Here is a 25,955-nt window from a genome sequence, read left to right as displayed (position 1 = left end):
CCCTCCTAGATGTGCAGAATGGTCTGGTGGATTATCTGAGCTTTCCTTTTCTAATTCCTCCAGTATTCATTAATGGACTGCTTGAAATGGCTTTATTGGATAACTGCTCCTCACTGAGAGAAGCTAAATATATCTGGGTAGTCTGGATCTCTGAATGCCCCAATAGTCTTGATAAACTATGCAAATCTAAATGCCCTTCAGACAAAGTGGTAACCGAATAATAATGACGTAGGTTATGAGGTTTAACTTTGTTTTTATCAATTCCAGCTCTCCTGCCAGCCTCTTTGACCAAATTATCTAAACCAATATGAGACAATCCCCTACCAACATAATTCAAAAAGTAAAAATCCTCCTCAATCAGCCGCTCTTTAAAATATTCTCTTTTTAATCTCTCGTATCGAATAAGGATCTTTTTTAGTGCAGGGCTGATATAAACAAAACGCTCCTTGTTTCCTTTACCATGAACCAAGATTGCTGTTTCTTTTACATCTTCATTTGTAATCCCTCTGACTTCCATTGCACGTAATCCACAATCAGCCATCATTGCAATAATCGCTTTATTCCTAGCCTCAAGGTAGCTCTTATAAGAGAAAGAATTGATCATGGCTTGAACCTCAATAGTAGTCAATCCTTCAAATACTCGTTTCGGTACTTTTGGTAGTTCTACTTTCTTGGCTATATTCTCTTGTAAGTACTCTTCCTTCTCACACCAAGAAAAGAAGGCTCTAACCATTTTAAAAAGCGATACTATACTTTGCGGCTTGAGTCCAGATTGATGTTTATACCTTACATAAGCTTTGAGATCATGTATTGTGACACTCTCCAGAGTTGATAAACCTCGTTTATTCTGCAAATACTCTTTCGCCTGATTTAATTCGAATCGCTTATTGATCATTGTTTTCTTAGTGAATCCTTTTGCCATGCAGTGGTATAAATATTCCTGTATCACATCATCAAGTAACAACAAAAAAGACCACTCCCCCTGCTTAATTTTTCTACAGGAAAAGTGGTCTTATTTTTGATAACGTGAAAGATAAACCAATTTGAATGAAATTTGCTAAGAAAGTTTAACCAAACAACATTTTTATGGCTTATCTTTTTAGTCAATCAATCATCAGAAGGTCAATGAACCTTGATGTAAAAGGCTTGTGCCCGCTCTTATTACTTCATGTTTTTATTCATTGCATTCATCATTTGATTGATTTTTTTCTGTGATGGCTTTTGACCCATCTGCATCATCATCATGCGAAGCATTTGCTCATTGATTGGTGGATTTTTCTTAAGATAGCTCATCATGTATTTACGAGCAATGAAAAATCCTAGTGCAACTCCAGCAAGTAATGCCAGAACTCCCACTAGAATAAGTAATCCAGTCGTTCCCATACTCTTACTTCCTCCTTCATGTTGTCCTTATAAAAGTGTACTAAACCCTGAAACATTATACAATATTTCTGTCATAATTTCATATTAATATATAAATTTTCTTTGTTTAATCGGTTTTAGCCAGCCATATCTTTCGTTTTGAACATCGACTGCCAATAGTTGTCCCATGTTCCTGCGTAAGATTTCAAAAAAGGTATATTCTGCTTCATCATGCCCGGATGTTTTCAATGTCATCCACTTTTCATTCAGAATCAGGACGGCACTGGAGTCCATCCGTTCGATGGTGGCGACAGAATCGACCCACCTTGCACCTTCTGTTTTCATGAGTTCCTGCTTCAGTAATCGCTGTGTGGGGAGGTATGGAATTGGCTTTGTCAGGTAATCCACTTGTTTCGAGATGATTTCATGAAGCTCTCCTGTACTTGCTTCCCATTCAGAAAACAATTGATAGAACATTCTTTCCCGACCGTAATAGTGCTGGACAAACGTCTCTTCAACCCAATAGATTTGATAATTTCTCACCGTTTCTCCCTCCTGCCATTCTTTCATCTAGTATAAATCAACTAGAAGGGAGTCATTGTCATAAATTGTTAAAAATCTACACTAGTTTTGTCGAACGCCTTGACCATTCATTCACGGTGTGGTGCCGACATCCCACACAAGAAAGAGAGGTCAACTCCTTAAAGAGTGCAAGGAGCTGACCTCTCTTAGATATTCTACTACTGAAGTAATGCTTTGATGCGTGATGCTACATTCTCCGAAGTGAAGCCATACTCTTCCATGACTTTCTCTCCTGGGGCAGAAGCACCAAATCCATCGATTGCAAGGATGTCACCTTCGTCGCCTACATAACGATCCCAGCCAAGTGGAGAGCCCATCTCAATTGCAAGACGTTTTTTCACACTCTTAGGCAATACGGATTCTTTATATTCTTTAGATTGTTTCTCGAAGCGGTCCCAAGAAGGCATGCTGACAACAGATACACTGATGCCGTCTTTTTCAAGGACATTTTGAGCTTCTACTGCAAGGTGCACTTCAGATCCAGTGGCGATCAACAGAGCATCCGGCTGGTCTTTTCCAGATGCAGACACAACGTATGCACCTTTGCTTACACCATTATAAGCCTTATTCCCAGTACCTTTTAACGTTGGTAGGTCTTGACGGGACAGAACAAGCATCGTCGGCTGATCTTTGGATTCTAATGCCAGCTTCCATGCTGCAGCCACTTCATTTCCATCTCCAGGACGGATGACAGAAAGGTTTGGCATTGCACGAAGTGAAGCAAGTTGTTCTACAGGTTCATGCGTAGGGCCATCTTCTCCTACGGCGATGCTGTCGTGGGTGAATACGTATGTGACAGGAAGTCCCATTAGCGCTGCAAGGCGGATAGCAGGTCTCAGGTAGTCACTGAATACGAAGAATGTACCGCCGAATACTTGAAGGCCACCGTGAAGCGCCATACCATTCATAGCAGCTCCCATTCCGAATTCACGTACACCGAACCAAATATTGCGTCCTTCATACGATTCAGGTGTGAAATCTGCTTCATCATTGATCATCGTTTTGTTTGAACCCGCCAAGTCAGCTGATCCTCCGATGAATGATGGGAGATTTTTTGCGATTGCATTCAATACTTGTCCGGAAGAAGCTCTGCTTGCAAGTGCTTTTCCTTCTTCGTATACAGGGATATCTTTATCCCAGCCTTCAGCAAGCTCCCCTTTGATTGCCGCTTCTAATTGTGCAGCAAGTTCAGGGTGATCTTCTTTATATTTGATGAATTGGTTCGCCCACTCTTCTTCTTTTCGTGAACCATCCTGCTGGATTGTTTCTTCGAAGCGAGTGTACACTTCATCCGGTACGTGGAAGTCTTGATCGAACGTCCACTGATATGCGTCTTTGGTAAGCTTCATTTCGTCCTCACCAAGTGGAGCACCATGGACGGCAGATTTACCGGATTTATTCGGCGCACCATATCCAATAACTGTCTTCACTTCGATCATTGTCGGACGGGACGTATCCCCTTGTGCCTCTTCGATCGCTTTTGAAATTTCCTCTAAGTCATTTCCATCTTCTACGCGGATATATTGCCAACCATAAGATTCAAAACGTCCTTTGACACTTTCAGAGAACGACTTATCCAAATCCCCATCAAGAGAAATATCGTTGGAATCATACAGGACAACAAGACGACCTAATTTCAAGTGGGCAGCCAGAGAAGCAGCTTCAGAAGAAACTCCCTCCATTAAGTCCCCATCTCCACAAATGGAATATGTAAAGTGGTCGACCATATTGTACTGGTCTTTATTGTATGTAGTTGCCATATGTCTTTCAGCCATCGCCATACCTACAGCCATCGCGATACCCTGACCAAGTGGGCCAGTCGTAGCTTCTACTCCAGGAGTATGTTTGTATTCCGGATGTCCTGGCGTTTTACTGCCCCATTGACGGAATTGTTTTAAGTCCTCCATAGAAACGTCATAGCCGGATAAATGAAGAAGGCTGTATAAAAGCATGGAACCATGTCCAGCTGATAATACGAAGCGGTCACGGTTGAACCACTCAGGATTTTTCGGATTATGATTCATGAACTTTGTCCAAAGTGCATAAGCCATCGGAGCTGCGCCCATCGGCATGCCAGGGTGTCCTGAATTCGCCTTTTCAATGGCGTCGATAGATAATGTACGAATTGTATTGATTGCTAATTGATCTGTTTTATCAAACATTTGTCAGACATCCTTCCTTTTAATGTACCTTATTAATATTAATCTTCTTTGGCAGTTTATACAACTATCTTGAATGATAACATGAGTTTATCATCCTTGAAAACGAAAAACCCCTGTATTCCGGGTTATTTTTTGACTTCCGGGAAATAGTAATAACAAAAAAACTGCCTGATCAACTATGGATCAGACAGCTTGTTCCTTAATGCATTTTCTTTTTGGTTTGAATATCCTGAATTTTCTTAGGTGTCACTTCATTACCTTCGGGGTCGAAGATTCTTGTATTTTCAATCGTACCCTTCATGGATTGACGGAATGTTTCCAAGTATTCTTTTCTGAGCTTTGTCTGTTCTTTCGCTTCCTGTTCTGACAGACCTGTGCTCTTTGATTTTTTCGCGAGTTCGTTGATACGATTCATCTTTGATTTGGAAAGCATATATGAAAAACTCCTTTAATGCATAGTAAGCAATAGATTCGAATGTAATAGCTGAATGCAAATACTATCGTCATGTTACTAGATTAGGGAAGATAAAACAAGCATTACGCATTTTCGACAGATGCCATATACTCCTTAAAACGTCTATGTACCGTCGCTTTTGAGACATCATAACCAAAGCCTCTCAAGGTTGCTGCAATTTCGGCAAAGGTCAATTCATTCTTTCTCAGACGCACGATTTCTTCCACCGGCACTTCAATCCGCTCCCTGCCGTCCACATTGCCTTTGTTCTTTAGGTTTTTATGTGGCTGGAAACCGTTTTCGACAGCCCTTCGCATCCCACGTTTGATTTTCAAATTATGTAATTTCCGTTGATATTCTTCTACCATACTGACAATATTGATCACCATTGAATCAGATTCGGATAAATGCAGCTCTCCGCTGTGGGTTTGACTGATGATCTTGACCTCTTCCTTTAATAAGCAGTGGATGAGTGCGATCTTTGCATTTCCCCGGCCGATTCTCGTTTCATCCTGGATCAGGACAGCTCCGATGGATGGGTCCTTGATCAGGTCCAGAAGTTCCAATACACCTGGCCGATCCAGTTCAAATCCGCTTGCCTGGTCCTTGATGATGGCTTCCACTTCGTAAGTAAGCTCCCCGGCAAGCTTCACCAGCTCTTCTTCCTGTCGTTCCAAGGATGTTTCCTGTGTTTCTTTCTTTGTGCTGACTCTGCAGTATACGACTGCCTTCATTGATTATCCCTCTATTCTTCTATTCTTCATTCATAACGAGCTCATAACCGGAGTGGGTTGACAGGGTTGGGTTCTCGATCGGCAGGATCAGTGAATCCCCTGGCTTGATTGAAAATGTTGTGAGATTATTCTCTTCCCCCACCCACGCGATGAATTCTTCCATTGTCATAGAATATTCTTCATTATAGTGTTTGGCAATAGTCCAAAGGGTATCTCCGTCCTGTACGGTAATACTTTGATACGACGGCTCGCTTGCCATTGTGATTAAAAGGTATGCTGCAGATAAAAGGGCGAAAACAAATAATATAATAATATAAGAGAAACGGTTCCAAATATGTGTTAACATGATAAAACGCCTCCATACGAATGTTTGTTCTGTTTTGTTATATCCATTCTAATACGAACATCCGTTTGGTGTCAACAGTTATTCGAACTTATGTTTGTATCAATTGGAAAGACATGCTATAATGGGAACATAAGATCTATAATCGAGGTGCGTGCACATGACAAAACTATCGAAACGACAACAAGATATACTAGAATACATTAAAGACGCAGTAAGGGTAAAAGGTTATCCGCCTTCCGTCCGTGAAATAGGGGAAGCAGTCGGTCTTGCCTCCAGTTCTACCGTCCACGGACATTTGGCAAGATTGGAAAGCAAAGGACTCATCCGCCGGGACCCGACAAAGCCAAGAGCGATTGAAATACTGAATCTTGAAGAGGACACGATCCCCCGTCAGAGGGTCGTAAATGTACCATTGATTGGTAAAGTCACTGCCGGTCAGCCGATCACGGCAGTGGAGAATGTCGAAGAGTTCTTCCCTCTTCCAGAGAGGATGGCACCTTCTGATGAACAGGTCTTCATGCTTGAGATCATGGGTGATAGTATGATCGAGGCAGGGATACTCGATGGAGATTTCGTCATTGTCCGCCAGCAGCAAACGGCGAACAACGGAGATATCGTCGTAGCGATGACCGAGGAAGATGAAGCGACGGTCAAACGTTTCTTCAAAGAAAAGGATTATGTCCGCCTTCAACCGGAAAACTCAACCATGGCCCCGATCATCTTAAGAAATGTTTCAATACTTGGTAAAGTAGTCGGAGTATATAGACAAGTGCATTAATGAAAAACGGCTCGCAATGATGCGCAGCCGTTTTTTTGTTTTGAAACGAAGAAAAAGCCGTACTGCAGACAATTCACCTGCAGTACGGCTTTGTTTATAGTGGCGAATTAGTACATTTGAATGTACTGTTCACGCTCCCATGGGTGTACTTGCGTACGGAACATATCCCATTCGATTTCTTTCGCTTCCACGAAATGTTCGAAGATGTGCTCTCCAAGGGATTTAACGATGACGTCATTTGTTTTCAATGTTTCAAGTGCTGCGTGTAATGTAGCCGGAAGATCTACGATTCCTGCTTCTTCACGCTCCTTCTTATCCATCACGTAAATGTTTCTGTCGATTGGTTTAGGTGCAGGAAGGTTGTTCTTGATACCATCAAGACCTGCTGCAAGTAATACAGCCATTGCAAGGTATGGGTTCGCTGCCGGATCGACACTGCGCACCTCAACACGTGTACTCAGTCCGCGGGAAGCAGGGATACGGATTAATGGGCTGCGGTTGCGTGCAGACCATGCAACGTAACATGGCGCTTCATAACCCGGAACAAGGCGCTTGTAAGAGTTTACTGTCGGGTTTGTAATCGCTGTGAATGCAGTCGCATGCTTGATGATGCCAGCAAGGAATTGACGCGCAGTATCACTCAGCTGAAGATCTCCTTTTTCATCAAAGAAAGAGTTCACTCCGTCCTTGAAAAGGGACATGTTACAGTGCATACCTGATCCGTTTACACCGAACAATGGTTTAGGCATGAATGTCGCATGCAGACCATGTTTACGGGCAATCGTTTTAACAACCAGCTTGAATGTTTGAATATCATCACATGCTTTTAATGCATTTGCATATTTAAAATCGATTTCATGCTGACCAGGAGCCACTTCGTGGTGAGATGCTTCGATTTCAAAGCCCATCTCCTCAAGTTCCAGCGCGATATCGCGACGGCAGTTCTCTCCTAAGTCTGTTGGCGCAAGGTCGAAATAACCACCGTTATCATTCAACTCAAGCGTAGGTTCGCCGTTTACATCTAATTTAAAGAGGAAGAATTCCGGTTCAGGCCCAAGATTGAAGTCAGTGAATCCAAGCTCTTCCATCTCACCCAGGATGCGTTTTAGGTTGTTGCGGGGATCTCCTTCGAATGGCGTGCCGTCTGGATTATAGATATCACAGATCAGGCGGGCAACCTTCCCTTTTTCAGCTGTCCAAGGGAATACAAGCCATGTATCAAGATCCGGGAATAAATACATATCAGATTCTTCGATGCGCACGAATCCTTCAATTGAAGACCCGTCAAACATCATCTTGTTATCCAGTGCTTTTTCAAGCTGACTCAAAGGGATTTCCACGTTCTTGATTGTACCTAAAATATCAGTGAATTGTAATCGAATGAATTTAACACCCTCTTCATTCGCTAATCTTAAAACATCTTCACGCGTATACTTTGCCATTTACGTAATTCCTCCTCAAGTTTATTAAAGGTTTATATTTAATGAAAAAAGCGAGACATATCGCCTTGACGCAGAGTAGATCGATTAAATCGACCGGAATGAATCAATTCATTTCGGAGCAATTTACGAAGTTCCTCGTCAGATAGATCTTGTCGTGCCTTTTCTTCCTTTTCACTTACGTCAGATACTACTTTGCTTTCATCCGGCCCTTTCACAGAAAAAATCTTCTTGATTCCGGCCATGTTGATACCTTGATCTAACAGATCCTTCACTTCAAGTAACTTATCAATGTCATTCAAGGAAAAGAGGCGGCGATTCCCTTCGGTTCGTGCCGGGGTGATCAGTCCATGCTCTTCATAGTATCGAATCTGACGAGCCGTTAAGTCCGTGAGCTGCATGACAATACCGATAGGAAATAATGCCATCGTTCGACGAATTTCACTTCCGCTCATCTTGATTCCTCCTTTATATTTCCTTCTTGAATTCATTATATGTAATGTCAGGAGTTCTGTCAATCTTATGTTAGCTTTTCTTACATTAAATTTCAAAAGAAAAGGATAGTCAGCTTTAGACTATCCAATTACTCCTTTATTATCCTTTTTATAAGGTCAGTAAACCTTTTTTTATTAATTGATCCACGGCAGATGCGACAGCGATTTTCACATGGGAATAGGTCAACCCGCCTTGTACATATGCAACATATGGAGGTCTTAACGGACCGTCGGCTGACAATTCGATGCTTGAACCTTGAATGAAAGTCCCCGCCGCCATGATGACATCGTCTTCGTACCCTGGCATATAGTCAGGTTGTGGCGTAAAGTGGGAATTGATTGGTGACGCAAACTGAATGGCCTGACAAAATGCAATCATCTTCTCTCTGTCATCAAATTGAACAGATTGAATCAAATCGGTCCGTTCTGCACGAGGTGAAGGATTCGTATTCATCCCGAGCTCAGTCAGAAGTGCCGAAGTGAACACGGCCCCCTTTAACGATTGCGCCACCACATGGGGAGCAAGGAAAAACCCCTGATACATTTCCTGCAAGCTGTACAGGGACGCCCCTGCCTCGGCACCGATCCCCGGTGAGGTCATACGGTAGGAGCACGCTTCAACGAACTCCTTTTTCCCGACGATATATCCGCCCGTTTTGGCAAGACCGCCACCCGGGTTTTTTATCAGGGATCCGGCCATTAAATCGGCCCCGATATGACACGGCTCCATGTCCTCGACAAATTCACCGTAGCAGTTATCAACAAACACGACGATTTGTGGATTGATCTCTTTTACAAAATCAATCATTTCCTTTATCTCAGCTATCGTAAAGGACGGCCGGTTTGCATAGCCTTTAGAGCGCTGGATGCCCACCATTTTTGTATTGGATGTGATTGCCTTGGCAACACCATCGAAATCAACTTTTCCGGAAGGATCCAGATCAACCGTCTGATATCCGATATGAAAGTCTTTCAGCGAACCGGTGCCCTCTCCCCGGATCCCTACGATTTCTTCAAGGGTATCGTATGGTTTCCCGGTTATGTATACGAGTTCGTCGCCAGGACGAAGCACCCCGAATAAGGAAATGGAGATTGCGTGTGTACCAGAAATGATCTGTGGTCTCACAAGCCCCGACTCCCCGCCGAAAACGGATGCATAGATACTCTCTAACGTATCACGCCCTGCATCGTCATAACCATATCCTGTTGAAGGGATGAAGTGGGAATCACTTACCCGATGTTCCTGGTATGCCCTTAAAACCTTGAATTGATTGCTTTCTGCACGTTCGTCTATCTCTTTGTGTTTATCTTTTATGCCCTCTTCCACTTTGGTGATGATTGGCTTTAATAAATACCCATTTTCTAATTGTTCATACATGATGCGTTATTATTCCCTTCTATCTTTGAAATTTCTTGATGCTTCCCGCTACGGGATGATCCTCCAGGTGAAAGCCGGCAAGTTCATATGTTTCACGTTCTTCAATGAATTCCAATTTATTGAGGATCGTTTCACTCTTTAATTGGGAAAGAAGCTTCCCTTCCCCGGCCGGAATGAAGGCATGATAGGAAATCATCTGCTTTTTCACAAGTTTTTCAATTCTCACCAGCAAGTCTGACAGATCCCTTTCATCCAGTGCACTGATCAGGATATGATCAGAATCACTGCCCGGGACGAAATCGGCATCGATCTTATCCCGTTTATTGTAAACTGTCAACTGGGGCAGGCCTGCCATGTCGAGCTCTTTCAATAATTCCTGGACTGTTGTTTCATGCTGATTGTAATCCGGGTTGGAGCTGTCCACCACATGAAGGAGCAGATCTGCTTCCCTTACCTCTTCCAATGTAGAGCGAAAGGCAGCGATCAGCGTTGTCGGCAAGTCCTGGATAAATCCAACCGTATCAGTGATCAATGTTGAATATCCGCTTGGCAATGACAGTTTCCTCGTCATCGGGTCAAGGGTGGCAAACAATTGGTTTTCCTCATATGAATCGGCTGACGAGATCCGGTTGAATAACGTCGACTTACCGGCATTCGTATATCCGACGAGGGCAATTTGGAAGCTTTTATTCCGTTTACGCCGTTCCCGGTACCTTTCCCGGTGTCCTACAATGCTTTGCAGCTGTTTCTTAATATCATCGATCCGACGGTGAATATGGCGACGGTCACTCTCAAGTTTGGTCTCCCCGGGTCCCCTCGTCCCGATTCCTCCCCCTAATCTGGAAAGGGATGCTCCTTGACCGATAAGTCTTGGGAGCAGATATTGTAGCTGGGCAAGCTCCACCTGCAGCTTCCCTTCCCTTGACCTTGCACGCTGGGCGAAGATATCCAGGATCAATTGCGTCCGGTCGATCACCCTTGCCTGCAGTTCCTTCGATAGATTTCTTATCTGACTAGGTGATAATTCATCATTGAAGATGATGATATCCGGTTCCAGTTCTTCTTCCAGGAGGACAAGCTCCTCGACTTTTCCCTTCCCTATATATGTACCCGGATGGACGCTCTCCCTCTTCTGGGTAAGGATGGCGGACACTTGTCCCCTGGCCGTTTCTGTCAGTTCCCCGAGCTCCCCGAGACTATATTGAAATCGAAGGTCATCTTCATCTATTTGACAACCGACAAGTATGACTTTTTCAAGTGATTCATTCTTCAATGATTGTCCTCTTTTCTTTTCATTTCATTGTTACCTTCATCATATCAAAACAGGTCGGTAAACACTATGTAAAAAGCGGTGAAAAATGGTTGCATTTCGTGATAGACGTGTTAAAATCAGTATGTTTGATTATGATTCAGCACATATTTCAATGTTTACATAGAGACGTATTCAGGGTTGGGAGGTATGACGATGACATGGGAAGTCCTGAGCATCATCGGTACAATTGCATTTGCTATTTCAGGTGCCATCATTGCCATGGAAGAAGAGTATGATATTTTAGGCGTATATATTTTGGGGATTGTCACTGCATTCGGCGGAGGTGCCATTCGGAATTTATTGATCGGTGTTCCGGTGTCTGCCCTTTGGGAACAGGGCATGTTGTTTCAAATTGCTCTCCTTTCGATCACGGCCGTCTTCCTGTTCCCTCATAATTTGTTGAAGCACTGGAGAAGATGGGGGAATTTCTTCGATGCGATCGGTTTATCTGCTTTCGCAATCCAGGGGGCCTTATATGCATCTGAAATGAATCATCCGATCAGCGCGATCATCGTAGCCGCTGTCTTAACGGGAAGCGGCGGTGGAATCATCCGGGACCTTCTGGCCGGCCGGAAACCATTGGTGCTGAGATCGGAAATTTATGCAGTATGGGCTGTCCTTTGCGGTGCTGCCATCGGACTTGGTTTTGTACACTCGGCATTTGAACTATATTCATTATTCATCATCACCACTGCATTGCGTGTACTGTCTTATCTATATAAGTGGAGATTACCGAACAGGAGCTTGCGGGCTCAAATGTAACATAAAAAAATGCATTCAACTTGAATGCATTTTTTCTATATTCCCAGGGATCAATCAGATGTTTCCCTTGTAAAAATGAGATCGTTACTGCGGATCGTGAGTAAATCGTGGCGATCATAACAGTTTTCCATCAACAGTCTCATCGCCTGTGCACGGATTGATTTTTCCAAAACATTCCGGACATACCGTCCATTTGAAAACGCCATCGGTGAGAGGGTGTTCTTGGCAGAATGAAGATGGTCCCTGATCTTCCTTTCTGCATCATGACTCAAGATGTACTCTTTCTCTTCAAGCATCCTTCTGCCGATTTCCATCAGTTGATCAACAGAGTAGTCAGGAAAGTGGAACACTAACGGAAATCTTGATTGAAGGCCGGGATTCAATGTCAGAAAGTGCTCCATTTCCTTTGAATACCCGGCGAGGATGAGAATGAAGTCATGTTGTTTATCCTCCATATGTTTAACAAGGGTATCGATCGCCTCTTTTCCAAAGTCCTTCTCTCCTCCCCTCCCCAACGAATACGCCTCGTCGATGAACAGAATACCGCCGAGTGCCTTTTTCACAAGGTCCCTTGTTTTTTGGGCGGTGTGACCGATATATTCACCAACAAGATCCGCTCTCTCCGCTTCTATGAGATGCCCTTTTGACAGTACATTCATTTTCAAGAACAGCTTGCCGATGATTCTGGCAACCGTTGTTTTACCTGTGCCGGGGTTTCCCTTGAACATCATATGAAGAGCTTGCTTACCGGCTTTCAACCCCATTGCTTCACGTTTTTTATTCACATATATCCAGGCATAGATTTCTTTCACCATTTTTTTCATTTCTTCCATTCCGACAAGAGATCCTAATTCTTCTTCGATTTCTTTCAATGCGATATGCTCTTGAGGGAGGGATTGTGGTATCGGTTCTAACGTTTCCCGCACAGAACTGCGTTTATGGGAATTCAACACGATGCTTATTTGCCCATTATTTTTCATTCTCATTGGTTGATCCATAGGTTTCACCTCACCATTCTCAAGACAATTCTTGCCACAGGGGATTTAATAAGTGAGAATCCCATACACTCTCCTTCATTTCGACAAATAAGAAGAATCCTGTCTATTTCTGCGCTTTCCCGAGAAATAAACAGAATTACGCTGCCGGATTTCCGGGCCGTTTCTTTACATCTCCTGATCTTTAGACAGGAGAACATTCATAAATCTTGATAAAAATGCCTCTCATATTATCCTATTCAACTACTATTCATTTCATTAATTAATCTTCTTCAGCAGGCAAATCAATGCTACTAAATGTCAAAATAAAAGGCTGTTTTCGTAAACATTGTGGCTTTGAGACAAGTTAGATGCGGTTGATTTCCGCTCCAGATGCTCGCTTTCCGCGGGGATGGCGGTGAGCCTCCTCGGACTTCGTCCTGCGGCGTCTCACCTGTCCATCAGTTCCCGCAGGAGTCGAGCATCTTCCGCTCCAATCAACCATCGAAGATAAAAATCAAAAATTCACTGAATTAACTGCTTATTCTTCCTCTAATAGTAGTGATCAACGTAATTGAGGTACCATGCACTTGATTCATTGCTATGGTATTTTTTAATCCACAGTCTCAAATTACCGAAGATGCTCACATTATCGTCTAATAATAGCCACACTCTATGCGAAAACAGCCAAATAAAAAAAGCTGCCATTACGGCAGCTTTCCCTCATGAATCAACTGTTTTGTTCTTCGAAATTTATTTGAACATTTCGCTGGGGAGCGAATGTCGAGATGGCATGTTTATAGACGAGCTGCTGTTTCCCTTCCGTTTCAAACAATACTGTGAAGTTATCAAACCCCTTCACCTGACCACGGATTTGGAAACCGTTTAAAAGGAATACCGTTACGAGTGAACCGTCTTTTCGCAATTGATTAAGGAATTGATCTTGGATATTAATGGATTGTTTCATGGTTAGTCCTCCTCTTCTATCTCTACTTACTTATTCGACTTCAACTGAAGCTTTCCTGCAATAAATTCTGAAATATCCTCAATAATTTTTGTATGTGAGTCCTTTATGGTTACATCGAACCAGGATACATCCATTTTATTTCTGAACCATGTAAGCTGACGTTTTGCATATCGCCTGGAGTTCTGTTTGAGATTTTCAACCGCTTTATCAAGACTGACCGTCCCGTCAAAATAATCATACAGTTCCTTGTAGCCAATGGCCTGAACCGACTGAACGTTTCTTAATCCGCTTTCGTATAAGCCCTTCACCTCTTGGATCAGACCTTGATCCATCATGAGGTCAACGCGGAGGTCAATTCGTTCATATAGTCTTTCCCTGTCCATCGTCAGCCCAACGAGGGCAACATCATACAGCAGCTCTTGCGATTGTGCTTCCTGATATTCCGTCATGGTCTTTCCGGTACAGTGGTGAATTTCCAATGCACGGATCACACGTCGGGTGTTGTTCCGGTGGATATTCTGTGCGGCAGCCGGATCTATTTTCTCGAGTTTCTCATGCAGCCATTGAGACCCTTTGCTCGCAAGGTCTCTTTCCAATGCCACCCTGTATCCCTCATCACCCGGGGTCTCTGTGAATTGGTAATCGTATAATACTGCCTGAATATAAAGGCCAGTTCCCCCGACAATGAACGGGAGCTTGCCTCGTGAATGGATGTCTGTGATCTTCTTTCTCACTAGTTGTTGGAATTCTGCCACGGAGAACGATTCATCGGGCTCTTTAATATCGATCAGATGATGGGGTACACCGTCCATTTCCTCAACTGTGATTTTGGCTGTCCCGATATCCATCTTTTTATAAATCTGCATGGAATCACCACTGATGATTTCACCGTTGAATCTCTTAGCAAGCTCTATGCTTGTATTGGTCTTACCGACAGCGGTCGGTCCAATCAGGACGATCACTTTCTCTTTATTTATCATACGTTCACTGCTTTCTATGTAAAGAATTCTTTTACATATTATCGTACCATAATAATAGATCTGTTTAAATCACATCTTGTCAGTATGCCCGTTTTCTGAGAGCATATACGCTTTCTTTCAGGAAAAAGTACCCCTTTTGAAGGTGGTTAAAACCTATTATCAATATGCAAAAAAAGACCCGAACACATTCCAAGTTAAAAAATGTGTTCGGATTTATATCTTCAATATCATTTATCATTCAGATGTCAGAATTAAACGTTCGCCACTTGGATTTCCTGTGGAAGTGACATGGTAGGTTCCGTTGACCCAGTCATCAATCTGGTTTTGATACCATTTGCTTTTGTAATGGCCTGCCTGTCCCGGCCCAACGATATGATAGCCTTTCTCCATATCCTCTGTATCGATTGCGAACCTCCAGGAAGCGCCGTGATTGACGATGCCCTCATCATTGTAGCTCGCTGCTTCCACCGTCACCCTGCTCCCGCCTACCGGGAGAGGGTCCCTGTCGTTCAGAAATCTCTGCAGGAACGATGAACTAGCCGACAAGGGATGTTCAAAGTATACTTTATGATACATCCCCCACTCCCAATCTTTCATGGAAGCACCATATGACTGTTTCAATGAAGAGAGCGTGTCGTTCAAAGAATCCGACATGAACGCACTGTATCCTCCCCTGTCTTGGAACCAGTCGGACTCATCTCCGCCGTCTGCTTTTCGGATCAGTTCGTCTACTACATTCTGTTTCCCTTCGAACATTTTCATCATATTCTTCGGAATTTCCTTTTTAAAAAGCCCCGACGATATTTCGCCCATCCACTGATGGAAGATCAGGGGAGCCGCTTCCTCTTTATCATCCCGGAAGTCCCACGCGCTTAAGATGTTCAGCGCCTCTTGCTGTTCCCCGGTGAGTGGTTGTTCAGACAGTGCCTCCAGGAGCATCGATACGAATTCACGGGCATGTAGGTTCAATTGATCCATCTGCAACTCCTTCATATCATTGATTGTCAGTTCATCCTTGCTTTCCAAGTATTCTGAGATTCTCATATAACGATAGGGCTGAGCCCAGTGATGGCTGATATGGTAGGGATATTCATCTGACACCACTTTATTATTTGCAGTTGCCACGTATCCTTCTGCTGGATTGACCACTTTCGGAAGTTCTTCAAAGGGGATGAATCCCTGCCAGTCATAATCAGGGTCCCATCCAGGTACCGGGAGAAGTCCGTCCCCTTTCTTCCTGATTGGAATCTTCCCATTTGCTTTATAAGCGATTGTTCCGTCCTTTGAGGCGAATACAAAATTCTGGGTAGGAACATGAAAATCGTATAAAGCTTTCTCGAATTGTTCCCAGTTTTCAGCTTTATTCATGTTTATGACTGCCATTAGCTCCAGGCTCGGATCAAGAGCGGTCCATCTCATAGACAGGACATTTTCATCATCATTCCGATGGGCAAATTCTGAAATCACCGGTCCATGCCTGGTGATCGTCACTTCATAAGGGATGGTCTCCCCATCTTTCACAGAAATCGGCTCGTCTATTATGGTCGCTTTTTCCCATTTGTTATCATAAAGAAACAGGGAAGGATCTTCTTTGCTGCGCTTTTCGATGTATAAATCCTGTACATCGGGCCCGGTGTTCGTCACGCCCCAGGCGATTTGATCGTTATGTCCAAGGATGATCCCCGGTATTCCGGCAAAAATCACCCCACTTACATTCATCTCAGGGGATTGAAGATGCATTTGATACCAGATTGAAGGAGTTCCGAGCGACAGATGGGGATCATCTGCGAGCAAAGGCATACCGCTGGCTGTCTTATCACCGCTTACAACCCAGTTGTTGCTGCCGTTGAATGCTGGCGGAATGACTGCATCTTCAAAGGATTTGCTTACCTCAACCCCCGATTCACCAATATCATTAAGTATTGTCGGTGCGCCTTCCGGGTAGGAGGGAAAGAGATCATATGCCTTGTTCTCAGGAAGGGTTTCAAGAGCCCAGTACCTGAACGCCTGCCCCTGCCAATGTCCGCCCAGATCAAATGCCATATATTTTCCGATGGTCAATGAATCGATGGGTGTCCATGTTTCCGGAACATAACCAAGGAGCTTGAACTCAAAAGGGAGCTTTCCTTTCTCCTTCGCTTCATCCATATAAGCATTCACCCCTGCTGCATACCACTCAAGCAATTCTTTTGCTTCGTCAGGATAAGCGGTATAAGAAACTTCGGCCGCCCTCCGCAAACCGAATGTGCGGAAGAATTTATCACGATCCACCGCTTGCTCACCGACCACTTCACTTAACCGACCTGATGCCTGCCTCCTGCTCAGATCCATTTGGAAAAGCCGGTCCTGCGCCTGCACATAGCCCTGTGCCATGTATAGATCTTTTTCACTTTGAGCAAGGATATGAGGAACACCGTCTTTATCCCGGATCACCTCAACGTCCTCCGACAGTCCAGTCATGGAAACTGTCCCGGAGGTAACGGGAAGGGACCGGTCGATATAATAATTCACAAAGATCAGGATACCAAGAAGAATGAACAATACCGCTCCTGCCCCCCATAATGTGAACTTGAGGAGCTTATTGCTTTTCTTTTTTTGAAACTCAATGCCTCCATTCATTCCTTTTCCCCCTAAACACTATATAGAATTTTCAGAAAATATACATATGTTTACTATTAGCTCTTTGCTTGGCGAATTCCTTCATCTATATAAAAGAATGCGCTGAAAAAGAAAGAACGCCTCCTGAAAACAAAAAACGGGATCTACACAGCCCCGTTTTTACTATTTTTTATCGGTTGGAGTTTTAGCTTTGTCAAAATGAGGATCCCGCTTATAAAAAAGAATAGGGAACAAGCATAAAAAATAAAGTATATGGTGAAGTAATCCAACAGGAAGCCTGTTCCCATCACGGCCAAACTTGAAAATATCGATGTCCAAAAATGGTAAGACCCGATACTTCTGCCCCTGTAAAGCTGATCTGTCACATCACTCAATACAACCTTCTCTGACGTCTTCTGCACAGCTCCCAACAGACCCAACAGTAATTGAATCATATAGACCCCCTGCACGCTCGCGATGGAAGGAATGAAGAGGAACAGGATGCTCATGCCAATCGAATAGCCAAAAAGTAAAAGCTTCCCGCCGATCACGTCGGCAAGCCTTCCTACTAATCGATGACTCATGGCGGCACTTAGCATAAACAGCCCATACGCAAAACCAAAGCTTGCATAAGTGCTCCCGATATTTTGTATGAATAATAGATAGAATGGAAAAGACACACCTGCCGCCACGGAAACAAAACTTTGAGAAATGATGAACCACTTCATTGGCCGTACCTCTCATAAAAGAAATTCATGAACACTTCATCAGGGTCAAGCTCCTTCTTCCAATTGAAAAATTCATCACCATTCGGGTATGCTGCATGCATCTGGTCTACTGTCGGGTATTCATAATAAGGAAGATAGTAGCTCCCCCCATGATCAATGGTCAAATCGATCATTCCCCTGATTGTTTCACCTGTCCTTTCAATATCATCTTCACTTCTCCCTTGATTGATCAAAAGCACAAGGGCGAACATATCGTCTTTTGCATAAGACATGAGCGCTTCTTCATTACGGGGCACATAGCGCACCGTAATGTTCATCAAATTCAAGTCCTGGTGAGATAAGTACGCCCTTAATTCGTCGATGTATGCATCGTATTCTTCGACAGGAATGAAGTACTCCTGCAAAATATCAGTATCATTTTCCCCTTCATATTCCAGGAATGCAGATTCTGAACGCATCACATTATTCCGGGTCTCCAGCATACCTTCCCGCTTTTGAAAGAACTCTTTCTGCATGTTCCAAAATGCATTTTTCCCCCAATCAAAATCTCTGGAGACCCCGAGCAGGAACTTAGTCAAAAATGTGAGCCGATCTTCTTTCAATTGCGCGGAGGAAGCTAGTTCTTCCTGATTTTCATCTAATACATAATCGGTCACATACATGTCTTCGAGGAAAGAGTCCGGAGCGGTCGATAACCTGGCTAGATGCATTTTCACATCACCTTTCCCAAGCACATTCTTCAGAAAATAATCCTTATATTCATCGTATCGCATCTCTTCTACGTTCATCATATATAATTCATCGCTGGTCAGTTGTAATTCCGCGTCTAGGATCACCCCAAACAGCCCGTAGCCCCCGATGACCAGCGGAAAATATTCTGCATTTCCCTCTCTTGATACTGTGATGATGTCTCCATCCGGCTTGAGCAGTCTGAACCAATTGACCGTTTCAATCAATGATCCGTTGCGGATATCCCTTCCGTGGACATTCACAGAAAGGGATCCCCCGATTGTAAAGATATTCTGGGACTGCATCACTTTCACGGAAAGACCATAAGGATTGATGGCTTTTTGGATATCATCCCACGTCGCCCCGCTTTGGACACGGACAGTCTTTCGAACAGGATCGACTTCCAGCACTTTATTATATCCGGTCATATCCAGTACAAGGCCATCCCGGTAATAGGTATGCCCCCCTTGACTATGTCTCTTTCCGGCTATCGACACCTTAAGATTTTCCTTTTTCGCTTCCAGGATTGTTTCTTTTATGCTTTCAGTCTCGTTTCCTTCAACCATTTTATGAATCTTTGTCGGCATCAACCTGGCTACGTCTGTCACCACATCATTCGCTGGACTGTCTTGTGTTTTCCAGATGAAAATCAGAGTGTAGCTCAAGACGAGTAAAATGATGAGCCACAATACGTTCCTTTTCTCTTTAAGCATGAAATATCTTCCTTTCGCTCTTTTGGTGTAATTTTACACCAAAAAGGAATTATTTCAATTGTTTTTTATGAAAAATTTCAAACAAGTTTACATAATATACTTATGGTTTATAAATCCTCAAAAAATAGACGAAGAACCTGGTTGGTCCTCCGTCTTTTAAAATTCACATGATTCTTTTGAACAATTTTTCCATTTCATACGTTGAATAATGAATGATGATCGGTCTTCCATGCGGGCAGGTGAAAGGGTCTCCGGCCAATCTCAATTCATCCAACAGTGACTGCATGTCTTCATTTCGCAAATGATGATTTGCTTTGATCGATCCTTTGCAGCTCATCATGATCGCGGCTTCTTCCCTGAGCTTCTTGATGTCGACTCTATTCATCTTTAAGATTTGCTCGATCATTTCCTCTATAGTCTCCTGCTCCTCCCCTTTAGGAAACCATTGGGGATGGGACCGGACAATAAAACTGTTATGTCCAAAGTCCTCCAGGAACACCCCGACTTCTTCAAGATGGCTTCTGTGTTCATTGATTTTGATATATTCGTCGGTTGAGAATTCCAATGTGATCGGTACAAGAAGCTCCTGCAGCTCTTTCTCTACCTTTCCGACTTTTTCCCTGAAATATTCGTATTTGATCCGCTCCTGTGCGGCATGTTGGTCGATGATATATAATCCCCGCTCATTTTGCGCGAAAATATACGTACCGTGCATTTGCCCTACAAGATAAAATGGCGGCAGCCGTGAATCATCTCTTTCTTCTTCAACGGTCTCCTCCTGAATATCTTCCACCGCTTCCGACTGAGCCCCGACAGGAACTTCCTCCGGTTCATCCTGCAGTTGGGGGACAGGCTCACTCGGGGGAAGAATCTCCTTTTCAAGCTGTGGCGGCGAGTAAAGCTTTTCCATTTCTTCTTTGGGCAGCAGCCGTTCACGTACTGCTCCTGCCTGCCTCGGCTTCTCCGGTTTAACTGAATGATCTAAATTCATGAATGTCTGCTCAGACTTCGGCTTTGCCGATTTAGGGATCACGGCCCCCGATGGAATCAGCTCTTGTCCTTTAAACACCCGCTTGATTCCTTCAGTGATCAGCTCATTCAGCTCATTCTCTTTAGAGATACGTACTTCCATCTTTGAAGGATGGACGTTCACATCAACAAGAATGGGGTCCATCTCAATGTCCAGAAGGACGATCGGGTGACGGCCAATCGGTAAAAGGGTATGATACCCTTCCCCGATTGCACGGGCAATGGCGTAATTTTTAATAAAGCGGCCATTGATCATCGTGGAGATATAGTTCCTTGATGCCCTTGTCACTTCAGGCAGGGAAATGTACCCGCTCACTTTAAAATCAAGGGAACCCACTTGAATGGGGACCATTTTCTTGGCGATCCCGACGCCGTATATGGCAGCCAGCACCTGACGGACATCTCCATTCCCATTTGTATGAAGAAGCGATTTGCCATTGTGCAGAAGCCTGATTGAAACTTCCGGATGTGACAGGGCGATGCGATTGACAACATCTGTGATATTCCCAAGTTCTGTGTGAATCGTCTTCATGTATTTCAAACGGGCCGGTGTATTAAAGAACAATTGTGAAACTGTGATATCCGTCCCTTTTCTTGAAGACGTATGTTCAAATGATTTGATTTCTCCGCCTTCCAGCTCGATTAAGGTTCCCGGTCCTTCCCCTGTGCTTGTTTTTAAAGCGAAATGAGAGACCGATGCAATACTCGGAAGGGCCTCTCCCCTAAATCCAAGGGTGCGTATCCTGAACAGGTCATTTTCATCTTTAATTTTGCTGGTGGCATGGCGCTTGAATGCTGTTTGCACATCTTCATGCTCGATGCCTTCTCCGTTATCGATGATCCGGATTGATTGTAATCCGGCTTCTTCGATGTGCACTTCGATGACGGTCCCGCGGGCATCAATGCTGTTTTCCAGCAGTTCCTTTACAACGGAAGCCGGACGCTCGACCACTTCGCCTGCAGCGATTTTATTCGATAATGAATCGTCTAGCTGAAAGATCTTTACCACAGTTTCACCTCCCTATTGCTTAAGCTTTTTTTGGATTCCGTATAAAGTATTCAGGGCATCCATCGGTGTCATTTCAAGGATGTCTAGTTTTTTAAGCTCGTCCAGACATTTCTTTTCTCTCCCGCTGAAAGTTTGTTTCTTTTCCTCAGCACCGAAGAAAGAAAGCTGAGCCAAGTCATCTTGTGGATTATCTTTTTCAACCGCTTCTTCACGGGCAGCTGCAATTTCACGGACTGGTGCAGTGTCATCTTTCCGTTCAAGTTCCAGTAAGATTTCATTCGCTCTCTGTATCAATGCTTCAGGGAGTTCGGCAAGTTCAGCGACATGGATTCCGTAACTTTTGTCAGCTGCCCCTTCCTTGATTTTATGAAGGAAGACAAGCTTCCCGTTTTGTTCCATCGCACTGACATGGACATTCTTTACCTTGTCCAGCTCTTCCTCCAGGACCGTCAGTTCGTGATAATGTGTGGAAAACAATGTTTTCGCACCGATGTGTTGATGAATATACTCAATGATTGCCTGTGCGAGGGCCATCCCATCATAAGTGGACGTCCCCCTCCCGATCTCATCAAAGAGAATCAAGCTTTCCTGCGTGGCATGGATGATGGCATTTTTAGCTTCGAGCATTTCAACCATGAAGGTACTCTGCCCGGAGATCAGGTCATCTGCCGCACCGATTCGTGTAAATACCTGGTCAAATATTGGAAGATCCGCTTCGCTTGCCGGTACATAGCAGCCAATTTGGGCAAGAATGCTCGTTAATGCGATTTGACGCATATAAGTGCTTTTACCTGACATATTCGGTCCTGTGATCAGGAAGATTTCCCGCTCTTCATTCATATAACAGTCATTCGGTACATATTCCTGCGCCCCCATCACTTTCTCCACGACAGGGTGACGTCCGTCCCGCAAATGAATCCTTCTTTCTTCATTGAATGAAGGTCTTGTATAATGACGGTTTTCACTAATGGTAGCAAAACATTGAAGAACGTCTAGCTCACTGACAAGTTTGGCAAGCTGCTGAAGACGGGGAATGAACGCCTTCACTTTCTCACGGATTTCAAGGAATAATTCATATTCAAGGTCCACGCTTTTCTCATCAGCCTGAAGAATAAGCGATTCTTTTTCTTTCAGTTCAGGCGTAATGAACCGTTCAGCATTCGTTAACGTCTGCTTTCTTTCATAGCGCCCGTCTTCAAGATGCTGAAGATTCGCACGGGTCACTTCGATATAGTAGCCGAATACACGGTTGAATCCGACTTTCAGAGAACGGATGCCCGTACGCTCACGCTCATCCCTTTCAAGCTGGGCGATCCATGATTTACCGTTTTTGCTTGCATCACGGTAGCGGTCAAGCTCTTCATGATACCCTTCCCTGATCAGACTTCCTTCTTTGATAGTAAGCGGAGGATTGTCCACAAGTGAATGTTCAAGAATCTCAGTCAGCTCTTCACAAGGGTCGAGCTTCTTAACAAGCTCATCAGTCGCATCATTCTCAAGTGACTCAACCAATTCTTTGAGCACAGGAACTTGTTGCAATGACTTCTTCAATTGAACGAGGTCTCTGGCATTCACATTTCCGAATGCCACCCGGCCGGCCAATCTTTCAAGATCATATACTTCCTTCAGATGTTCCCTTAGATCCTGCCTTTCAAAGAACCTTTCAAGTAAAACTTCGACGACGGTTTGCCGCTTCACAATCTCATTTTTTTGAATGAGCGGGCGGTCGATCCATTGTTTGAGTAACCTTGCCCCCATCGCGGTCATCGTTTCATCCAGCAGCCAAAGAAGCGATCCTTTCTTTCCTTTTGAACGGATTGTTTCCGTCAGTTCAAGATTTCGCTTCGAATAGTAATCCATTTTCATGAACTGATGGAGCTGATATGGTTCGACTACCTGTAAGTGATCCAGGCTTCTCTTCTGCGTCCTGAAAAGATAGTGAAGGAGCATGGAAGAGGATTCAACCAGTTTCCCCTGTTTCAAAGAAGCGACCAGGTGTGAGAAAGCCTCTCCTGTGCTGGTTGATCTTTCGTATGATAGCGTGACATCATTGCGTTCTTTCATCTTGGATTGAACTTCTTCATCAAGATCCGGGTGAACGACCACTTCTTTTGCGCCAATCGTTGACAATTCATTCAATAGTGACTGAATGCCTTCTGTCACAATGGTAGCCTTCGTCTCACCAGTGGATAAATCGCTGTATGCGAGGCCATATGTTTGATCCTGAAAATCGGTCACAGACGCTATATAGTTATTTTCTTTATCATTCAAGCCTTTTCCGTCCATGACGGTTCCAGGTGTGATCAGCTGAACGACCTCCCGTCGTACAACTCCTTTGGCTTGTTTTGGATCTTCGGTTTGTTCACAGATGGCAACCTTGAAACCTTTTTCTATCAGTTGCTCTATGTAATTGGGTGCTGAATGGTACGGTACCCCGCACATTGGGATCCGTTCCTTTCCTCCACCATCACGGCTCGTTAAAGTAATTTCAAGCTCCTGAGAGGCAGCGATTGCATCGTCAAAGAACATTTCATAAAAATCGCCAAGGCGAAAAAATAAAAAGGCATCCTGATATTCTGCCTTTACCTGTAAATATTGTTTGATCATCGGGGTATATTGTGTCATGGGTTTCATTCAAACCTTTCCATGTAAATCTGCTATTCTCGACTATTCATTATATCACAGTGACAGAGGCATAAGCATGTAGCAGTTTGAGGAAGAGAAACCACACGTTTCATATTAAAAAAAACGCTCCTTTTCAAGGAGCGAATCATTCTGTCTGTTTTGCAATATGCGAGTCAGCGTGGAGGCAGTCGGATTTGTTTTTTGATTTATTCCAGTATTTATACACTACAAATCCGATGATGAGGGCCACTCCCCCTGCCAAGAGATACGTCTGCATTTGACTCATGATGGATTGTACTGATTTCAAGTTTCCATTTTTGCCGACAATCAGCATCGTGAAGGTGATCGGGAATATGCCGGTAAAAGTCAGCATGCCGAATTTCAGTTTATTTACTTTGCTGATCCCCGCTACATATGAAATGTAGTTTCCTATACCTAAAGGCCTTGTTATCGCGATGCTCCACAAACCACATTTCCGGAACCATTTCTGTCCCTTTTCCATTTTTTTAGAACTTGTTTTGTCCTTGATTTTATCCTTTAATTTATATCCGATACCATAAGGGATATAACTGAACACGGTATATACCAGTGAACTGGCGATCGCCAACAGAAAAAGTTCCATCGGGGACGGATCCAGCACATAACCAAACGTCAGGGTTACAAGCGCACCGGGAAACGGCAGTGAGGATGCTTCAATCGCATTTCCCACAAAAAGCCCCCATATTCCCAAGTCCTTAATCATATCCATCACAAAATCAAGCATCTGATTCATTCCTCCACGATTCATTTATTACTCCTATTCCCTTTTTCACCACTAAGAAACTTAATAGGAAGAGAAGCTTTCATCCACTGGAGGGAAAAAATGTTACCTGTTAGCTCACTGAATCTCTAAACGAATCACCTTCGATTTTCCACCCGTCCCATGCAGGGTCTTTAACGAAGGTAAGCCGTATGCTTTTCGTTTCCTGGGTCTGATCATGGCGGATCCATTTTACTTTCACTTCCGTTTCCATTCCAACCATTACGGGAAGATCTTCGATGGGAAGGATCGACCTTTGAACGATTTGGATTCGATCGATTTCATTTAATATCCTCCTGAGGGTCCCTTCATCCCCTGTCATAACCTTGGCAAGGAGCTTCCCGTCATGCTGATTGATAGCAATTTCCAACACGTTGGTGATTTCATATGGATCTGATTTCTGTAAGAACCTGTCTAACTCCCCGCCTGCCTTTAAGATCATAATTTTATGAGCCGGGTCCGGGGTAGGCGTTTTGTGTGTCGTGCTGCCGGAGAAGTGGACACAGAAATGGCCAGGGAAATTGTTCTGAAGGGCTCCGGCACCATGTGGCATACCGTTCATCGAAGCAGGGATGAGGTGGTCATTGACCAAGACAAGAATGGCCCGGCGATCCCAGCTCCAATTGCCCCCGTAAATGGTTTTCATGACTTTTGTATCCTTCTCCGTGACCGGTTGGACATCTGCATGTTTACTGCCCGCTCTCCGCTGTACATTAAAAGACAGACCGGATTCCACATCAATGATCGTAAAATACGATCCCTTTGGAATGATTTCATTCACTTGGTCCCACGGAAGGATTTCAACACTAAAGCTGGGGATCGCACCTGCCGGCTTCAATGACATGAAAAAGCAAACTGAAACGACCAGTATCAATCTTATCAATAAGAGCATATCCAGAACCTCTTTTTGATATTAGTGTAGGTCAGCAGGACCAATACATGATAATCAATTTTTGGCAAAAGTCCGGCAACATAAAAAGGGAATCATGACTGATACTATT

At 43.9% G+C, this 25,955-nt stretch carries 23 protein-coding genes; 2 read left to right on the top strand and 21 right to left on the bottom strand.

From position 1 onward, the window contains the following. Positions 1–31 precede the first annotated feature (31 nt). The 7 genes from KH172YL63_RS08390 to yneA form a co-directional block, all read right to left on the bottom strand. Positions 32–967: a tyrosine-type recombinase/integrase gene (locus tag KH172YL63_RS08390; protein WP_232066147.1), complete on the bottom strand. Its 936-nt coding sequence runs from the start codon at positions 965–967 to the stop codon at positions 32–34. Positions 968–1,161: 194 nt separating this feature from the next. Further along, positions 1,162–1,383 carry a YneF family protein gene (locus tag KH172YL63_RS08385; RefSeq protein WP_034759902.1) on the bottom strand — a complete coding sequence of 74 codons (222 nt, stop codon included), beginning with the start codon at positions 1,381–1,383 and terminating at the stop codon, positions 1,162–1,164. A gap of 84 nt (positions 1,384–1,467) precedes the next feature. Further along, positions 1,468–1,905, bottom strand: a complete 438-nt coding sequence (sirA, locus tag KH172YL63_RS08380) for a sporulation inhibitor of replication protein SirA (protein ID WP_173105680.1) — start codon at positions 1,903–1,905, stop codon at positions 1,468–1,470. Positions 1,906–2,102: 197 nt separating this feature from the next. Next, positions 2,103–4,106, bottom strand: coding sequence for a transketolase (tkt, locus tag KH172YL63_RS08375; protein ID WP_173105679.1), 2,004 nt, complete (start codon positions 4,104–4,106; stop codon positions 2,103–2,105). Positions 4,107–4,305: 199 nt separating this feature from the next. Beyond that, positions 4,306–4,539 carry a DUF896 domain-containing protein gene (locus KH172YL63_RS08370; protein WP_173105678.1) on the bottom strand — a complete coding sequence of 78 codons (234 nt, stop codon included), beginning with the start codon at positions 4,537–4,539 and terminating at the stop codon, positions 4,306–4,308. 104 nt (positions 4,540–4,643) lie between these two features. Next, positions 4,644–5,294, bottom strand: coding sequence for a YneB family resolvase-like protein (locus KH172YL63_RS08365; RefSeq protein ID WP_173105677.1), 651 nt, complete (start codon positions 5,292–5,294; stop codon positions 4,644–4,646). Positions 5,295–5,313: 19 nt separating this feature from the next. Next, positions 5,314–5,640, bottom strand: coding sequence for a cell division suppressor protein YneA (yneA, locus tag KH172YL63_RS08360; RefSeq protein WP_173105676.1), 327 nt, complete (start codon positions 5,638–5,640; stop codon positions 5,314–5,316). 157 nt (positions 5,641–5,797) lie between these two features. Here yneA and lexA point away from each other — a divergent pair, with 157 nt between their 5' ends. Then, entirely contained in the window at positions 5,798–6,418 is a 621-nt protein-coding gene (gene lexA / locus KH172YL63_RS08355; RefSeq protein WP_173105675.1) for a transcriptional repressor LexA, read from the top strand. Positions 6,419–6,525: 107 nt separating this feature from the next. On the opposite strand, the gene glnA is transcribed toward lexA, so the two are convergent. The 4 genes from glnA to hflX all read right to left on the bottom strand — a co-directional run bounded on the left by glnA (position 6,526) and on the right by hflX (position 11,002). Continuing rightward, a complete protein-coding gene (gene glnA / locus KH172YL63_RS08350) occupies positions 6,526–7,860 on the bottom strand; it encodes a type I glutamate--ammonia ligase (RefSeq protein WP_173105674.1) in 1,335 nt (444 codons plus the stop codon). 38 nt (positions 7,861–7,898) lie between these two features. Beyond that, positions 7,899–8,312, bottom strand: a complete 414-nt coding sequence (locus tag KH172YL63_RS08345; protein ID WP_173105673.1) for a MerR family transcriptional regulator — start codon at positions 8,310–8,312, stop codon at positions 7,899–7,901. A 148-nt stretch (positions 8,313–8,460) separates the two neighbouring features. Further along, positions 8,461–9,729 (bottom strand): methionine gamma-lyase family protein, encoded by a 1,269-nt coding sequence (locus tag KH172YL63_RS08340; RefSeq protein WP_173105672.1) that lies wholly within the window; start codon positions 9,727–9,729, stop codon positions 8,461–8,463. 19 nt (positions 9,730–9,748) lie between these two features. Next, positions 9,749–11,002, bottom strand: coding sequence for a GTPase HflX (gene hflX, locus KH172YL63_RS08335; RefSeq protein ID WP_173105671.1), 1,254 nt, complete (start codon positions 11,000–11,002; stop codon positions 9,749–9,751). Between the two features lie 192 nt (positions 11,003–11,194). Here hflX and KH172YL63_RS08330 point away from each other — a divergent pair, with 192 nt between their 5' ends. Continuing rightward, positions 11,195–11,803, top strand: a complete 609-nt coding sequence (locus KH172YL63_RS08330; protein ID WP_173105670.1) for a trimeric intracellular cation channel family protein — start codon at positions 11,195–11,197, stop codon at positions 11,801–11,803. A gap of 50 nt (positions 11,804–11,853) precedes the next feature. Here the strand turns inward: KH172YL63_RS08330 and spoVK are convergent, their stop codons facing one another. From spoVK to KH172YL63_RS08280, 10 genes are all read right to left on the bottom strand, one after another. Then, positions 11,854–12,801, bottom strand: coding sequence for a stage V sporulation protein K (gene spoVK, locus KH172YL63_RS08325; protein ID WP_173105669.1), 948 nt, complete (start codon positions 12,799–12,801; stop codon positions 11,854–11,856). A 706-nt stretch (positions 12,802–13,507) separates the two neighbouring features. Then, positions 13,508–13,744, bottom strand: a complete 237-nt coding sequence (gene hfq / locus KH172YL63_RS08320) for an RNA chaperone Hfq (RefSeq protein ID WP_173105668.1) — start codon at positions 13,742–13,744, stop codon at positions 13,508–13,510. A 26-nt stretch (positions 13,745–13,770) separates the two neighbouring features. Then, positions 13,771–14,724 (bottom strand): tRNA (adenosine(37)-N6)-dimethylallyltransferase MiaA, encoded by a 954-nt coding sequence (miaA, locus tag KH172YL63_RS08315; protein ID WP_173105667.1) that lies wholly within the window; start codon positions 14,722–14,724, stop codon positions 13,771–13,773. A 234-nt stretch (positions 14,725–14,958) separates the two neighbouring features. After that, complete coding sequence (locus tag KH172YL63_RS08310) at positions 14,959–17,343, bottom strand: penicillin acylase family protein (protein ID WP_173105666.1); 2,385 nt, start codon at positions 17,341–17,343, stop codon at positions 14,959–14,961. A 143-nt stretch (positions 17,344–17,486) separates the two neighbouring features. Beyond that, a complete protein-coding gene (locus tag KH172YL63_RS08305; protein ID WP_173105665.1) occupies positions 17,487–18,050 on the bottom strand; it encodes an MFS transporter in 564 nt (187 codons plus the stop codon). Beyond that, entirely contained in the window at positions 18,047–19,492 is a 1,446-nt protein-coding gene (locus KH172YL63_RS08300; protein WP_173105664.1) for an FAD-binding oxidoreductase, read from the bottom strand. Before KH172YL63_RS08300 ends, KH172YL63_RS08305 begins: the two co-directional genes overlap by 4 nt. Before the next feature lie 163 nt (positions 19,493–19,655). Then, entirely contained in the window at positions 19,656–21,530 is a 1,875-nt protein-coding gene (gene mutL / locus KH172YL63_RS08295; protein ID WP_173105663.1) for a DNA mismatch repair endonuclease MutL, read from the bottom strand. Positions 21,531–21,542: 12 nt separating this feature from the next. Further along, the gene (gene mutS, locus KH172YL63_RS08290; protein WP_173108094.1) at positions 21,543–24,155 is read right to left on the bottom strand and encodes a DNA mismatch repair protein MutS; all 2,613 of its coding nucleotides are present in this window, start codon (positions 24,153–24,155) and stop codon (positions 21,543–21,545) included. A 145-nt stretch (positions 24,156–24,300) separates the two neighbouring features. Beyond that, positions 24,301–24,942 (bottom strand): DedA family protein, encoded by a 642-nt coding sequence (locus KH172YL63_RS08285; protein ID WP_232066146.1) that lies wholly within the window; start codon positions 24,940–24,942, stop codon positions 24,301–24,303. An 85-nt stretch (positions 24,943–25,027) separates the two neighbouring features. After that, positions 25,028–25,846 carry a hypothetical protein gene (locus tag KH172YL63_RS08280; protein WP_173105662.1) on the bottom strand — a complete coding sequence of 273 codons (819 nt, stop codon included), beginning with the start codon at positions 25,844–25,846 and terminating at the stop codon, positions 25,028–25,030. Positions 25,847–25,955 lie beyond the last annotated feature (109 nt).

The organism is Bacillus sp. KH172YL63, assembly GCF_011398925.1.
In the GTDB taxonomy this organism is placed as follows: domain Bacteria; phylum Bacillota; class Bacilli; order Bacillales; family Bacillaceae_B; genus Rossellomorea.
Note: the sequence above shows the minus strand (reverse complement) of the source record. Positions and strands in the feature narration are given on the sequence as shown.